Origin of the sequence: Caloramator sp. ALD01 (assembly GCF_000472625.1) — a bacterium.
GTDB lineage: Bacteria > Bacillota > Clostridia > Clostridiales > Caloramatoraceae > Thermobrachium > Thermobrachium proteoclasticum.
The window spans coordinates 25,016-41,575 of record NZ_AXAA01000019.1 but is presented as its reverse complement, the minus strand read 5'-3'; the positions used below and the strand labels follow the sequence as shown (position 1 = coordinate 41,575).

The following is a 16,560-nucleotide window of genomic DNA, read 5'->3' as shown; positions in this document are numbered from 1 at the left end:
CGTGAACTCTACGAGTTTCAGAATTACAACGAGGACAAGTATGAGGCTTCTTTTTCATTTCTAAATAAATTTCATAGCAAACATTATCAAGTACTTTTGTTATAATAACATCTTTAAAACCAAGTAAATTTTTGATACAATTATTAGTGTGCACTTGTAGGATGCCTCCTTTCAGGTAATATTTTTGTAGTTAATTTAATTTTACCAGGCATCTAAAACAGGTGCATATTTTTTTTGTAAAAAAATATGCTGGGGCTACGCCCCAACATTTATTATAGAACCGATTATTAAAAACCTCAATTCTAAATTTTGTAGCATAATGGTTTTCTTCGCTTACAATATCAAAATTAACACTATTATTTGAGGTAATAACATTTTCTATCCTTGGTTTTAACAACATCTTGTCTTCTTCTTTTATATCTAAAGTCTTTACCTCTGTTGTTTTTTTAGTATATTTATATCCATCATTGTTTACACCTGTAACTTCAATTTTATACTTTTTATTTGGAACAAGATTATTAACCTTTGCTGGATAATCCTTTATATTTGTTCCTGAAATATAAAGCCTTATGCGATCAACCTTTTCATTTGTTTCAGAATCATAAACAGTTATTTCAACATAATCTAAACTTTTAGTGCCTTCATAATTGACTTTCAGGTCAATACTTCTATAAGTAGTATTGCTAACAACAAAATCAAGTTTTACAGGATTTATTTTGGTTTTTTCTCCATACAAATTGTATGCAGATAAAGTCCATCCCCAATCAAGTTTTGAAATTGAGCCATAGCTCTCATAATCGTGATAATAATATGTAAGCCAATTCGAATCGTTATAATCAGAGATTATGTGCTCACTTGATGGGAAATCCTGTATAAATTCTCTAAGATTGATTGTTTTTTCCCATTCTCTCTTTTCAGCATTATATTTCGGTTCTGGATGAGTTGTTGGATCCATTGGTAACCAACCGATATTAGGGAAATATACCTCAACCCAAGCGTGATAATCTCCAGACACTTCAACTGGCGTATAGTAAGTTGAAAGGTTTTCAATATTTCTAAAACCAACAACCTCCCTTGCAGGTATCTTTTGTACTCTCAAAAGAGCAATTAATAATTTTGCGTAGTCTTCACATACACCTTTTAAATTATCGATTGCTGATTTTGCACCTCTATTACCATAGGCAAAATCATACTCCATTGAAAATTGAATCCACTCATATGCCTTTAAAATTTTATCATATACATTAGTTTGTGAATCAAGCAATTCATGGCTTTTATCAATTATTGGTTGATAGCTTGTTTCAATTTTAGGTTCTTCACTAATATATCTTTCGTATTGACTAAAATCTGAATAATCAGGATTTTGCTTTAATACATTTATATCATAAAAATGAGGAGTTGCAATTTCAAACTTTTGGACAATTGTTAGTCTATATTTTTGGTTTGCCTGAACAAATGGAATTCTTACTGCTATTTTTCTATCTCCATTTTCATCAACTAAAAATTCATACTCCTCGATGTCTTTATTGGTTATATACACATCTAATTCAAATTGATGGATTGAATCAATTTCATTACCTATATCAATAATTACTATAAAATCTTTAGCCGATTTATTATTAGTATTAAATTCTACATATGTTTCTAAATATCTTTCTTCTCTGTTTCTTAATTCATAATAAGGATTAGACAAAAGCCTTTGATACTGTTCTACCTTTTTTCGTGTATATTCCTTTGGTGTATATCTTTTATAATTTTTTAACTCATTTTCAATTTCATCCTTATCTTTTGCTTCTACAATCTTTATTTCATTGTTTGATGATGGCTGTTTTTTGACAGTAACTACATTTACCATTTGTTTTGTACTATTATCTATTGTATTTGCCAAGACATTGTTGAAGTTTATAAATAAAAACACAAACGTAATAAAAAATGCTACTATTCTTTTTTTCTTAAACATTTGAATCCTCCATCCACGTAAAAAATAAAAAAAATTTTAACTATTCCTCATACCCATTTGGATTGTTGCTCTGCCATCTCCATGCATCCCTGCACATATCCTCTAAATTCTTTTCTGCAATCCATCCAAGCTCCCTATTTGCCTTTGATGGATCCGCAAAACACTTTGCAACATCCCCAGGCCTTCTTTCAACTATCCTATAAGGCACCCTTTTACCCGTTACCTTCTCAAATGTATGAACTAAATCTAAAACACTATATCCCTTTCCTGTACCTAAGTTATATGCCTCAACACCTTTAAAAACCATAACCTTTTCTAAAGCCTTTACGTGTCCTTTTGCCAAATCAACAACATGTATATAGTCTCTAACTCCTGTTCCATCATGTGTATCATAGTCATTTCCAAATACCCTAAGTTCCTTTAACTTTCCTACTGCAACCTGTGTTACATATGGCATTAAGTTATTTGGTATACCGTTTGGATCTTCTCCAATAAGTCCACTCTCGTGTGCTCCTATTGGGTTAAAATATCTTAATAAAACTATGCTCCACTCATTATCTGATATATATAAATCCCTTAAAATCTCTTCAATAAACAATTTTGTTCTTCCATAAGGATTTGTTGCACTAAGCGGAAAATCTTCTGTTATCGGAACCCTTTCTACATTACCATATACAGTTGCTGATGAACTAAATATAAGCCTTTTTACTCCATATTTTTTCATAACTTCACATAAAATAATGGTACCTGTTATATTATTATGGTAATATTTTAAAGGCACTTGAACTGACTCTCCAACCGCCTTTAATCCTGCAAAGTGAATAACGGCATCTACTTTGTTTTCTTTAAATATATTCTCTAAACCTTCTTTGTCAAGCAAATCAACATTATAAAACTTTAGCCTTTTACCTGTTATTTTTTCTACCCTTTTTAAAGATTCTTCTTTACTATTAGATAGGTTGTCTACCACAATTACCTCATAGCCTAAATTTAATAGTTCAACACACGTATGGCTACCTAAATAGCCTGCACCACCAGTCACTAAAATTGACATCCTTTCATCCTCCTGTAAAAAATTTTAAGATATAAATCTATTAATTCCTTAACTCTATCTTGTTTTATATATTCTATATACATAATAAATAGGAATACTTATTATCAGAAATACAAGCCCAATATTTGCAATATAAAGGCTAAAACTATTTAGCAATTCATACAATGCATTTTTAATTAAAACCTCATCTATATTTATTAAACTAAAATACCTTGTATAATACAATGTATAAAAAGGAACAGCCAAAAGCATACCAGTAATAAAAAGCTCCAAGGATAATATTTTAAACCCATTGTAATTTGTCATAAAAAATAGGATAGACAAACCTGCTAATAAAATAAAAATATAAAAGTTTAAATTCCTGTAGAGGTTGCTTATAATATCCCTTGCCCATAAAAATACTCCATTCTTCTCAAGTTTTGAAAAAACATCTAAATTAATCTTCTCTTCAACCACACTATTTAGTTCACTTCCTAACTTCTCTAAAACCTTTATCTCTTTATCGCTTAAGGTCTTCCCCTCTTTTTTATAATAATCATCTGTCTTGTTTATAAGCTCCTTATCTAAGCTTAGGCTTATCCTTGGTATCTCACCTTCTGTTTTAGTTAAATAATCTATAATACCATATACTATCCTATTTACATTAGCCTCAACAAAGGCCTCATCAATATATTCCTCCGCCTTAAATCCCCGTATCTTCTTCTCTTCTATAAATTTTTTTAATTCCTTTGAAGCCTCTTCCCCAACAAGCTTATATACGCCATTTTTCTTTAAAACATCAAAATATACCTTCTCATTAAGCAGCCTATTTCTAACAAAAAAGCTAAGCACAATAGAAAGTAAATCAATAAATAAAATAAAACTTAGCAGGACCACAACAACCTTCTTCAAATACCTCATAAAACCACCTTTTCACATTAATTATAATATAATAAATATCATACCCTACGTTAGTGCCACCCTATTAGTAATGCTATAATATTATCTTATTTTTCTTAGTATATCGATCTTACTTAATGCTAAAGGCAATACTACAAAGCCTCCAATTCTAACATTAATGCCACCAAGAGCTCCGAAAAAATGATACTTTAAAAATCTCCGTTACTATATTAATATGAATTACTATATATAGTATATTTTAAAAATGATTTGATTTTTCGGAGTTCACCCATCCTAATGACAATGTAACAAAGTCGTAAACTCCTACATTAGTGTAACCCTGGTTACAATGCGATAAAGTCGCAACTCCTACATTAGTGCCACCCTGGTGATAATGTGATAAAGTCGTAAGACTTTTCACATTTCACTTGGGTGGGAGACCTCCGAAAAAATCAAATTATTTTTAAAAACATACTATATATAGTTGCACATATTATCTTTTATATACTATATATAGTGGTGGCGATTTTTAAGGTATCATTTTTTCGGAGCTCTTGGTGGCACTCTTACTCCGCTGCAACCTCAAAATTTTTCTCATACGCACCAACAACATCCCTTAAATACCTATAAAACTCATCCTTCAAATCTTCCCTCTTTAATGCATACTCAACTGTTGCCTGAAGAAAACCAAGTTTATCCCCCACATCATATCTTCTTCCCTTAAATGTATAAGCGTACATAGCCTCTCTGTTTAAAAGCTCCTTTAATGCATCTGTTAGCTGAATCTCTCCACCCTTACCTGGGCGAGTATGCTCTAAAATCTCAAATATCTGTGGAGTTATAATATATCTTCCAAGAATTGCAACATTGCTGGGTGCCTGCTCCTTACTTGGCTTCTCCACAAGGTCCTTAACCTTGTAAACACCATCCTCTATATGCATCCCTTTAACAATACCATACTTATTTACCTCTGACATTGGAACCTGCTGAACACCAAGTATTGTTGTCTTATACTCATTAAACACATCAATTAGCTGCTTTAGACATGGAACCTCTGCATCAACAACATCATCACCAAGCATTACTGCAAAGGGTTCATTCCCTACGAATGTCTTTGCACATAGTATTGCATGTCCAAGCCCCTTTGGTTCCTTTTGTCTTACATAATGTATTTGAACCATATTTGATATATCCTGTACCATCTTTAAAAGGTCATCCTTCTTCTTTTCCTTAAGCTCAAGCTCAAGCTCTACAGATTTATCAAAGTGGTCCTCTATCGCCCTTTTGTTACGTCCTGTAATAATTAATATTTCCTCAATTCCAGCTGAAACAGCCTCCTCTATTATGTACTGTATTGTTGGCTTATCAACGATTGGAAGCATCTCCTTTGGCTGTGCCTTTGTAGCTGGTAAAAATCTTGTTCCAAGCCCTGCGGCTGGAATTATTGCCTTTCTAACTTTCATAAAAATACCCCCTACACTTTTCCTTTGTTTACCATTAAAATGCCTTAATATAATATATACCGTTCTTTTTTAAACATTACAGCAATATTTGTATTTTAACATAATTTTAAGAAATTATAAAGTAGTCAAATAAAATTCACCCCAAAAACCTTTAGTGCCACCCTGGTAATAATGTGACAAAAACGCAAAAAGCTTTAGTTCCACCCTGGTGACAATGTGATAAAGTCGCAAAACCGTTAGTGCCACCCTGGTGACAATGTGATAAAGTCGTAAGACTTTTCACATTTCACTTGGGTGGCACTTTTTTGTTATTCCGCCATCTTCAATATCTCTTCCTTAAACCTCTTTATATTCTCCTCTACCTTCTCTAAAGTCTCTCCCTTTGTCATAAAATAGAACTTAATCTTTGGTTCTGTACCTGATGGTCTTGCAGTAATCACACTACCATCCTCTAAAACAAGCTGAATTACATTTGACTTTGGAAGGTCTATTACAGTTTCTTCTCCATTTACAACATTCTTTGTCTTGTTCATCTTATAATCCTTTACAAGCTCAACATTTAAACCTGCAACCTTCTTTGGAGGATTGTTTCTTAAATCCTCCATTATCTTTTTAATCTTTTCGCTTCCCTCAATTCCCTTTAGGGTAATTGAAACAAGGTCCTCTCTATAGAATCCATATCTATTATATAGTTCCATTAAACCTTCGTATAGGCTCATTCCTCTCTCCTTATAATATGCTACCATCTCAACAATTAGCATTGAAGCTATAACCGCATCCTTATCCCTTACAAATGTTCCAGCAAGGTATCCATAGCTCTCCTCAAATCCAAGAACAAAGCTCTTATCCCCATTTATCTCAAATTCCTTTATCTTCTCTCCTATATACTTAAATCCTGTTAAAACATCAAGTATCTCTACACCATAATCCTTGCATATTGCCTTTGCAAACTCTGTTGTAACAATAGTCTTTATAACCACAGGGTTTTTAGGCATAGTGTTTGTTGCCTTAAGGTTTTCAAGCATATAATGGGTTAAAAGTGCTCCTGTTTGGTTTCCTGTTAAAACAACGTAGTTTCCTTCGGAATTTTTTACAACAACACCAACTCTATCACAATCTGGGTCTGTTCCTATTATTACATCTGCATCAAGCTCACGAGCCATCTCCATTGCCCTAACAAATACCTCTGACTCCTCTGGGTTTGGATATTTTACAGTTGAAAAGGCTGGGTCTGGATTCTCCTGCTCCTTTACAACATACACATTCTTATATCCAAGCTCCGCTAAAACCCTTCTTACTGGTTTGTTTCCTGTACCATGTAGTGGAGTATATATAACCTTTACCTTATCCTTCATTCTTTCAACAATATCCTTATTTACAGTCAATCCCTTTACAAGCTCAACATATGTATCCTCAACTTCCTTTGGCATAAAGTTGAATAATCCCTTCTCTACTGCCTCATTATATTCCATTGTCTTTATATCGCTATAGTCTACATTCTTAATCTCATTTAATATCCCTTCTGCAAGCTCCTCTGTAACTTGGCCTCCATCTGACCAATATACCTTGTATCCATTGTATTCCTTTGGATTGTGGCTTGCAGTTATAACTATACCTGCTGTTGTCTTCATATGTCTTACGGCATAGGATAGCATTGGAGTTGGCTTTAGTTCATCATATACGTATGTCTTTATTCCACTTGCATTTAAAACAAGGGCAGCCTCCCTTGCAAATACATCACTATACTTTCTTGAATCATATGCTATTGCAACAGAAGGATTTTCTATGTTTTGCTTTAAAATGAAGTTTGCAAGACCCTGTGTTGCCTTTCTTACTGTATATACATTCATTCTGTTTGTTCCAGCACCTATTACACCTCTTAATCCTCCTGTACCAAACTCAAGTTCCTTATAGAACCTTTCCATTATCTCCTTTTCATCAAGTCCCTCAAGTTCCCTTCTTGTTTCTTCATCAAACTCTAACCATCTTTTATACATATCCATATATTCCATAAATAAACCTCCATTCTTTCGAAATATTTTAAAAAACACTTGATAATAAATTATCACTTTTTAGAATTTTTTTCAAGAAGGAGGGGAAATTTTGTTGAAGATGTATAAAAAATTTTTGCTGCCCAAAAGGCAGCAAAATATAAAATAAACAATTTCATAGTCATTATTCTTTTCTTAAAAACCTTTGCTTCATCTTTAAAACTATTTCATCAACTTCCTTTATCTTCATAAATAAAATCACAACAAAATAAACCATTCCACCTATTATAATTGAACAAATTAATGATAAATTTTTTGAGATTACACCAACTAAAACATTGTAGCTTATCTTCGCAACTGCTCCCATAATAATAGATGCAACTGTTATTTTTATAAATGATATGCTTATATCTTTTAATCCAAATGAACCTATCTTTTTTCTTAATGATACAAATAATAGGCCTGTACACACTATAGCTGAAATACTTGTTGCAAGTGCAAGACCTGCAATTCCCATAAACTTAGATAACGTTATATTCAATATTATATTCATAATCAACGCTATTACAGCATTTATAGTTGGTGTTTTTGTATCCTTCATAGAATAAAAAGCTTTAGATAAAACTTCACGAAGTCCATACCCTATCATACCAATTGAATAGAAAAACAACGCACTTGAAGTCATTTGAACTGCCCTTTCATCAAAGGCACCACGTCCAAAAAGCATCTCAACAATAGGGGTTGAAAATACCATAGCTCCCACTGTTGAAGGAATAACAAGAAAATTTATTGCAGAAATTGATTCTGATAAAGACTTTTTCAACCCTTCATAATTATTTTCTGCAACCATCTTTGATATCAAAGGAAATATTACTGTACTAATAGATGTTACAAACAATCCCATGACAAATCCATTTAATTTATTCGCATAATTTAACGCTGAAATTCCACCCTCTGCTACTTTAGATGCAATTGTTCTATCTACCAATACATTTAATTGATTCACTGAAACACCAAGTATAGCAGGCAATGCTATGGCTAATAAGTTTTTAATATATTTATCCTTAACATTAAATATAAAAGAAAATTTATATCCCTTTTTAAAAACAAAAGGTAATATAAAAAGAAGCTGTGCTAAAAAGGCTACAACACTACCTATAGATAAATATATATTATGTGTTTTAGATGCAACAAACATAGAAAATATTATTATTATATTCATTGGAAAACCAATTAATGCTGGAATAATAAAATTATTTTTTATCTGCAAATAAGCTGAAAAAATATACACTAAACCAGAAAAATATATCCCTAAAATACTTATCCTTGTAAATTTAACTGCCAGCCTTAATGTTTCACCACTAAAACCTGTTGCAAACAATTTTACTATAGGTGTTGTGAATAATACAGTTATAACAACCAATATTGTACATAGTACAATTAAAATGTTTACTATATTATTAGTAAATTTAATTGTCTTCTCTTCACCTTCTTTGGCTTTTAAATCACTAAACATAGGAATAAACCCTGTGCTTATAGCTGTTCCAATAAAAGCAAATAAAACACCTGGTATTGTTAGCGAAATCAAATATGCATCTGTAACATTATTTGCCCCAAAGAAGTAAGATAACGAGACTTCTCGTGCGAAGCCTAAAACTTTTGAAAATATAGTAATTATCATAATTATTAATGCAGTTTTCTTCATTTAGTCACCTCTTAGTCTCTACCATATAAATCCCTTGTATATACTTTGTCTTTTACATCCTCTAATTCTTCACACATTCTATTCGCAACAATTATATCTGAAATCTTTTTAAACTCATTAAAATCTTTTATTACCCTTGAATTAAAGAACTTGTCCTCTTTTAAGACAGGTTCATATACAACAACCTCTATTCCCTTTGCCTTTATTCTCTTCATTACACCTTGTATAGCCGATTGTCTAAAGTTATCTGAGTCTGTTTTCATTGTAAGTCTATATATACCTACAACCTTTGGATTTCTCTTTATTATCATTTCAGCTATATGATCTTTTCTTGTCGTATTTGCTTTAACTATTGCCTCAATTAAGTTATTTGGCACATCTTGATAATTTGCAAGAAGCTGTTTTGTATCCTTAGGTAAACAATATCCACCATATCCGAAGGATGGGTTATTATAGTAGTTACCTATTCTTGGATCTAAGCAAACACCCTCAATAATTTGTCTTGTATCAAGTCCTCTTAATTCTGCATAAGTATCAAGTTCATTAAAGAAGGCTACTCTCATTGCAAGGTATGTGTTTGCAAATAGCTTTATAGCCTCTGCCTCTGTTGAATCTGTAAATAATACAGGAACATCCTTCTTTATTGCTCCTTGCAGAAGTAAATTTGCAAATCTTTCAGCCCTCTCAGATTTTTCACCTACAATTATTCTTGAAGGATAGAGATTATCATAAAGAGCCTTTCCTTCTCTTAAAAACTCTGGTGAGAATATTATGTTTTCTGTATCAAACATTTCTCTAACTCTGTTTGTATATCCAACAGGAATAGTTGACTTTATAACCATAACTGCATCTGGATTTATTGCAAGAACTGTAGCTATAACACTTTCCACTGTTCTTGTGTTAAAATAGTTTTTCTCTGGATCATAATCTGTTGGAGTTGCAATTACTACATATTCGGCATCCTTATATGCCTTATATATATCTGTTGTTGCCTTTAAATTTAGTTCCTTTGTTTGTAGAAATTCTTGTAACTCCTTATCAACTATTGGAGATATTTTATCATTAACCATATCTACTTTTTCCTGAAGTACATCAACAGCCACAACTTCATTGTGTTGTGCTAAAAGCACTGCAATTGATAGTCCTACATATCCTAATCCTGCTACTGCAATTTTCATCTTTGGTTTCCCCCTTACTTAAAAGTTTTCTTAAATCATATAATATTTGAATTCCATCTTTAACCCTTTCGTGAATAATTTTATTTAGATTATTAATTAAACTACTAAAATCAAATGATTTTTAGTTTATTTTCTTTTTTAGAATTAAATACTTCTTCGAAGGAAAATAAGTATTCTTGCCGAACAAATATAAGTAAGATTATTAAACGGAATGAATTGATGTAGTAGTTCTAACTATGTGTATTGCCTCGAAGTAAACTATAAAAATAACCATAGATTCTTTAGTTATCCTGTTAGAGGCTATGAAAAATGGCAATGTCTTTATGTTAAAAGAACCTCTATAGAAAGATGTAATAATTGATTAAAGAATTAGCTTGATACTGATAATATAAACTCTTCTATAATTCATCAGGCTAAAGCTTAAGCATTCCTAAATTATGTAGTACTTGAATTCGGCAAGTGAATTTTAAAAAGGTTTCTACTTGCCATTTTTATTTTCTTTATGAATAAATTTACATTTGTTATGGTATTTTAGACCGTTAGGTCTTTTTTTGAGTATACTTGTATTTTATACATCATTTTTATGCCAAATTATAAACGAAAAGTAGGCCAATTCCTTCCGTAATATGGTAAATTATATGTATTATTTTACCGTTTCTTTTAGCCATTTTTGAGTTTCCTTTAATCTATATGAATTACCATTCATATTAACCAAATATGACTTATATGCTAATCTATCAGTCATAGCTGCTGTCATTACAGGGTCAATAAATACTTCCCCCCATCTATCAAAAGAAAGGTTAGTTGTGATAATTGTAGATTTTCTTCCAGTCCGTAAGGACAAATTTGTAAATAATAATTCTGCTCCCTCTTTATCTGAAGATATATATCCAAATTCATCAAGTATTACAAGGTCGTACTTTTCAAATTTATTTTGGTATCCTCTCAATGTCCTATTTGACTTACATTCTTTCAACTTATTTACAAAAAAATGGAACTGTAGTAAAAAGTACTTTATATCCCTCCATACATGCTTTTATTCCAAAACTAATAGCTAAGTGTGTTTTGCCTGTACCAGGGTTACCTGATAGTATAATATTTTGACCCTCTTTAATAAATTCTAGGCTTTCTAATAATTTTAGTTTCTTTTGGGCGTCTTCTGGTAGTTCTTCGACAATTAAATCTTCTAGATACTTTTTATATGGGAATTCAGCCATTCTAATTCTATTCTTTTTAAGATTATCAATCCTCCTATCATATTCACCTTGTAAAAGTCTATATAAAAACTCTTCATAGCTCATATCATTTAAAGTCGCTTCTTTTAAAAGTTCATCGATTTTGCTTTTTATAAATGTTAATTTTAGATAATTAGTATATTCTAAAATTCCACTCATTAATAGCTTCTTATTTTTATCCATTTTATTTATATTTATTACCTCCATTCGTGCTATGTTTTTGGCTATTTATTATATTCTGATAACCTTTCAGAATATATATCAAGCATATCTTTAGAATGATTTATTATATCATCATGTTTTTGCTTAAAGTATTCTCTGTAAAATTCAATATCATTGCTTCTATTACAAATGAATTTTGTTTTATCGGTAGAAATATCTGTAGGACATAGATTTCTTAATATTTCAATACCTCTTTTTATTTCATCTATTCCTATTTCACCTGCAAGCTGTATTAGTTCTACAAAATCTTTTTCTCTTGATTTGAAATAAGTATCATATATTTCTTTTAGATTATTGTCTGTTTGTTTTAAAGCAGTACTATTAATTAAAGCCGCAGGCTTTCTAAATAAAGTCTTTAGATAGTGTTCTATTTTAATTTCCCACTGATTATTCCCTTGTCTTTTAATATGTTCTGCTATTTTTTCTTTTTCATAAAATACTATAATTTTGCTTGAATATATTTTACATCTTACCATGCAATTTACATAAGCATCTGGTACTGAATAATGGCATGAATCAATTGTGATTGTAGAATATTTATCTACTCTAAAATCTTCAACTCTTGCTGTTTCATATATAGGCATTGCTGGTAGTAAATATACTCTCTCTTCTTCAAGCATCTGTAATGCTGTTTTATTATCATGTGATGCTTGAGGCAAACTATTTAGTTTTGTACAAACTTCTTGAAGATATTCATTTGCCTCATTCATTGAACTAAAATGGTCTTTATTAGCAAAGGCTTTTCGTCTTATAAATTCTACACTCCTTTCTACGTGTCCTTTTTCGTTTCCAGAATATATATTACAAAATCTAAAATTAAACTTGTAGTAAAGAGATAGCTTCAAAAGTGCATCTGTAGGTTCTTTTTCATATCTACCTATAAATTTTTTTATTGCAACTCTTGTGTTATCATATACTATCGTTTTATATACTCCTTTTATACTTTCAAAGAATAGTGCATGAGCTTCAAGGAAACAATGTGTATCTTGTTTAGGAAACAATCTTGCCCATCTAAAATTTCCATAAGCCGATGTAAATACAGCCATCTGGTATTCTCTTAACACATCACCTTCGGTATAAATCTTGACTGTTCCCCAATCAAATTCAACAACATCTCCCAAAGCGTATTCCTGTCTTATATATGCCTCCTTTTCCTTTCTCTCTATTTTTGAAATTGCTTGTGCTACACTTGGATAACTTATCTTGAATCCTTCATTTATTAAAGCCTCATATATATCTTTTTTCTTCTTTTGTTGTTTAGATAAACCATTTAATCTCTTGTTTTCATTTTCCTTTAGGTAAAATTTTATTTTATCGATAATTTCATCAGTTAATACTCTTTTTTCTCTTTTTCCTGTATTATACTTAGGAGTTTTAACAATTTCATCAATTAAATCAACTTTAATTAATTCATCACCTTCTTTAATGTTTCCTAACTCTACGAGCTTTTTCTCATATTCATTAATGTATTTTCTGATAGTTTCTCTTGATATACCAGTTTCTCTACTTATCTGCCTTTGAGATTTACCGTTTCTAATATACTCTAAAATTATTTCTTGTTTATCCTTCAACTTTATCACCTTCAACACTTCCTCTTATGTTATTATGTTATCCTTTCCATAAGAGAAAGTATCTATTCTAGGTGGCCTAATTTTCAATTATATTTCTGGCCTAGTATTAGGTTATACTAAACATATACTTAATAAACCCAAATATTATTTGGATTTTTAATGTAATTTATTGTTTTTATTTTACTATTAAGTGTATACTGCTATCATTTTTCTACTAAATACATGTATTTGTTTTTGAATATGAGTAATGATTTTTTCTAATAAGCAATTATTTGAAAAACTTAAATATCTATAATATTTGCTGACGCAAACATTACCACAAACTCTATAAAATATTCTTCTCAATGTGCTAATTTCATGATGTTGTATTTCCTTAGGCATGATTGCTTGTTTAAACCAGTTATGAATGTTATATGCTATCATTTTTATTAAAAGGTACAATTCATTGCATTTATGATTTACTAAACTATTTTCGCTAAAGGCGTAGCCTTCTTTTATTTCATCTATGTTATTTTCAACATNACATCGTTGATTATAATCTTGAAATATTTCTTCAGGTGTTAAATAATCTATATTTGTTACTATTGCTTGCTATTTATATTTACATTCTTCGAACATTAACTGATTCATATCTTTTGGAATAATTTTTTCTCTTATAATCACAAATCTTCTTGCTCTTTGCCATTTAGGCAATGGAACTGTAATTTCTGTAACAGATAAAGTAGAGCTTATATCATGCCATATATAATCCTTTGGATCTTTATTTATAAAATCTATTATCATTTTAACAGTAGAATACATTTTACTCTTAACAACATATTCTATTACATTATCTTCAAAATATAAAAAGTTTTCTTCATCAAAAAAACCNCTATCAAGTCTAACTCTTTTAAGAATATATCTTGAAGGAAGCTGGTTTACACAACTCTTAAAGAAATCTAAAAATTTATAATTACTGTGGTGTCTACCATTTTCAAGAGTAATGTTAAGTAGTTCATCCGTTCCTGAAATAAACCCAACTTTTTCTTTAAATGTTGGTCTCCCATTGTACCTTGAATTATTTCTATTCATGCTTCTTCTTCATTGCCAAAAATAATTATTACAGTATCATTAATATTAAAGTATTTTTTATTAATAGTTCTTAACTCTTCTAAAATTGCTGTTGGTAAAGATTTTAAAAGATATCTACATAATTTTTCATTGGGTAATTGATCTACAACTTTAAACTTTTTATATCATTCATCATTTATTAAGGTTTAAATATGCATAAATCTTGAGAACCCAAGGATATTTGCGTCAATCATATATTCTATAATTTCTCCAGTATTAAAAGTAGAATTAACTGCCTTCTTATAGGCTACTCCTTTTTCTAAAATAGTTGATAATACTATTAATTGTTTAAACAATTCTACATAAGAAAAAGTTACTACAGAAGTAACTTTCGTATCATTTAATTTTGCCTTCAAGTTTAAAAATCTAATTTTTTCCTTTAATTTTTTTGATTTTGTTGTAAACTATTCATAGAAATCATCCTTTTGTTTTTTGCAATTATATTTAATACTAAAAAGGGTTGATTTATTTTAATTTTTTTGAACAAAAAATCCTTTAATTTCAATGCATTTCGGCATTACTTGCCGAATCAAAGATTATCTATTATATATTCTTATAATTAAATTTATATAAATATGTATTTAAAAATTTTTTATCATATGAACTATATAAATCATATCTATAAAATATCTATCAATTTCTTGGCTACATACTCTGGAGTTGCATCAATAAAACTTTGTTTTAATTCTTCAAACTTTATAATATCAGATTTATAATTTTGGTCAATAAAGTCAATTATTAATTTTTTATTATTTTCAAATTCGTCTTCATCTTCAGGAATACAACAGGCTATAGGATATTTATTAAGTATATCTATAATTGGATCTTTCTTATCTTTATATATATGAATAATTGGTTTTCCGGTAGCCATATACTCAAAAATTTTACTTGGTTTTTGCGAAATATCGGAATTCCCTATTGATAATAATATATTAGATGCACTTAATGCAGAATGTGATATTTCAACTGGTACACTGCCATGATTAATTATTTGTTTAGGCTTATCATCCTGAAACTTTTTAATTAAATAGTTACAATTCCCTCTAGTATACATATGAAATACTAAATTTTCTCTTTCATTCATGCAACTTGAGAGTAACTGTAATGTGTATCTTGGAGATCGTATATTATAATTTAAAGTTCCTGTATATACAATGTGAATCTTATTATCTTCAAACTGAATATTATGACTATTTTTAAGTTCGCAAAATGCTGGTATACCTGTAATTGTAATTTTATTCATAAATTGACTGAAATGTAATTCAAAGTGTTTTTGCCAATCTTCAGTTGCAAGCACATGATTGCTTTGTTCTAACATAAATTTTTCAAGAATTAAATGCCTTTTCATCTTTAATCTCTTATTCCATTTAGTACGATGAAGTGTATTACTTTCGCTAAATTTATCAAATAAGTATGGTACAACTTTTACTTTATCTTTATGTTGATTTTTATATTTAAAAGCTGCAATTATACTTTCAAATGGATAACATACAGGTACAATCAAATCTATTTGTTCTTGTATATTTGATAACGACTTAACATATTCATCTACTAATTCACTACATACGTTTTCTCTTGAAGCAATTGCCTTTATAAATCTTTGTAATTGAACTCCTCTAAACATTAATATAAAAAATGCTTTAACGATTTTATTACTATAATTATTAATCATAAATTTGATTTGATTTCGTGCAAAATTTTCCCAAGTTTCAATACGAATAATATGATGACCATTGTATTCTTCTATATCTGGTAATCCTTTTTCATTTTTAACACAAATCACAGTTATGTTATGTGTGTTTTTTAAAACATCTATGATCTTTGATACACAGATTCCATTTGCAGAAGCATATGGATAATACTCATTTAAAATAAACACGATATGCTTTTTCTCATTCATTTATTCTCACCTCTTGTATAAAACATTGGACCTTGAGATTATTTCTAAGACTTCACCATTACTATCCATATATTGTAATTTTTTACCAATATGTATGCCATATGATTTCCTCACTTTTTATCTAATTATATTATCTTTAATTTGACAAATAATTCATGAAGAAGTTTCACTTGCAAATCTTATTTTGTTAATAGAGCAAATTTTATATTTTTAGAGCATTGACATAACTAACTTTTTCTTAATACAAAAAGGAAATTCACCCAAAATGTCGAATATATTAAGTGTCAACAAT

Annotated in this window: 11 protein-coding genes and 1 pseudogene; all 12 read right to left on the bottom strand. The window is 29.9% G+C overall.

Features of this window, described 5'->3' with window-relative positions; translation table 11 throughout:
• Positions 1-190: 190 nt before the first annotated feature.
• Complete coding sequence (locus tag A3M9_RS0108730; RefSeq protein ID WP_027308896.1) at positions 191-1,960, bottom strand: transglutaminase family protein; 1,770 nt, start codon at positions 1,958-1,960, stop codon at positions 191-193.
• 40 nt (positions 1,961-2,000) lie between these two features.
• Positions 2,001-3,014 carry a UDP-glucose 4-epimerase GalE gene (gene galE / locus A3M9_RS0108725; protein WP_027308895.1) on the bottom strand — a complete coding sequence of 338 codons (1,014 nt, stop codon included), beginning with the start codon at positions 3,012-3,014 and terminating at the stop codon, positions 2,001-2,003.
• Between the two features lie 54 nt (positions 3,015-3,068).
• Entirely contained in the window at positions 3,069-3,914 is an 846-nt protein-coding gene (locus A3M9_RS0108720; protein WP_027308894.1) for a hypothetical protein, read from the bottom strand.
• A 545-nt stretch (positions 3,915-4,459) separates the two neighbouring features.
• Positions 4,460-5,356, bottom strand: a complete 897-nt coding sequence (gene galU, locus A3M9_RS0108715; protein WP_027308893.1) for a UTP--glucose-1-phosphate uridylyltransferase GalU — start codon at positions 5,354-5,356, stop codon at positions 4,460-4,462.
• Positions 5,357-5,664: 308 nt separating this feature from the next.
• Positions 5,665-7,368: a phospho-sugar mutase gene (locus A3M9_RS0108710; protein ID WP_027308892.1), complete on the bottom strand. Its 1,704-nt coding sequence runs from the start codon at positions 7,366-7,368 to the stop codon at positions 5,665-5,667.
• A gap of 163 nt (positions 7,369-7,531) precedes the next feature.
• Positions 7,532-9,052 carry a murein biosynthesis integral membrane protein MurJ gene (gene murJ / locus A3M9_RS0108705; RefSeq protein WP_027308891.1) on the bottom strand — a complete coding sequence of 507 codons (1,521 nt, stop codon included), beginning with the start codon at positions 9,050-9,052 and terminating at the stop codon, positions 7,532-7,534.
• Positions 9,053-9,063: 11 nt separating this feature from the next.
• Positions 9,064-10,230 carry a nucleotide sugar dehydrogenase gene (locus tag A3M9_RS0108700; RefSeq protein WP_027308890.1) on the bottom strand — a complete coding sequence of 389 codons (1,167 nt, stop codon included), beginning with the start codon at positions 10,228-10,230 and terminating at the stop codon, positions 9,064-9,066.
• Positions 10,231-10,873: 643 nt separating this feature from the next.
• Entirely contained in the window at positions 10,874-11,206 is a 333-nt protein-coding gene (locus tag A3M9_RS15020; RefSeq protein ID WP_305803570.1) for an ATP-binding protein, read from the bottom strand.
• Position 11,207: 1 nt separating this feature from the next.
• Positions 11,208-11,624: an ATP-binding protein gene (locus tag A3M9_RS15015; RefSeq protein ID WP_305803569.1), complete on the bottom strand. Its 417-nt coding sequence runs from the start codon at positions 11,622-11,624 to the stop codon at positions 11,208-11,210.
• A gap of 65 nt (positions 11,625-11,689) precedes the next feature.
• The gene (istA, locus tag A3M9_RS0108690; RefSeq protein ID WP_027308889.1) at positions 11,690-13,267 is read right to left on the bottom strand and encodes an IS21 family transposase; all 1,578 of its coding nucleotides are present in this window, start codon (positions 13,265-13,267) and stop codon (positions 11,690-11,692) included.
• A gap of 177 nt (positions 13,268-13,444) precedes the next feature.
• Positions 13,445-14,739 (bottom strand): annotated as a pseudogene (locus tag A3M9_RS14455) (IS1380 family transposase).
• A gap of 248 nt (positions 14,740-14,987) precedes the next feature.
• Positions 14,988-16,268: a hypothetical protein gene (locus A3M9_RS0108675; RefSeq protein ID WP_027308886.1), complete on the bottom strand. Its 1,281-nt coding sequence runs from the start codon at positions 16,266-16,268 to the stop codon at positions 14,988-14,990.
• Positions 16,269-16,560: the final 292 nt, after the last annotated feature.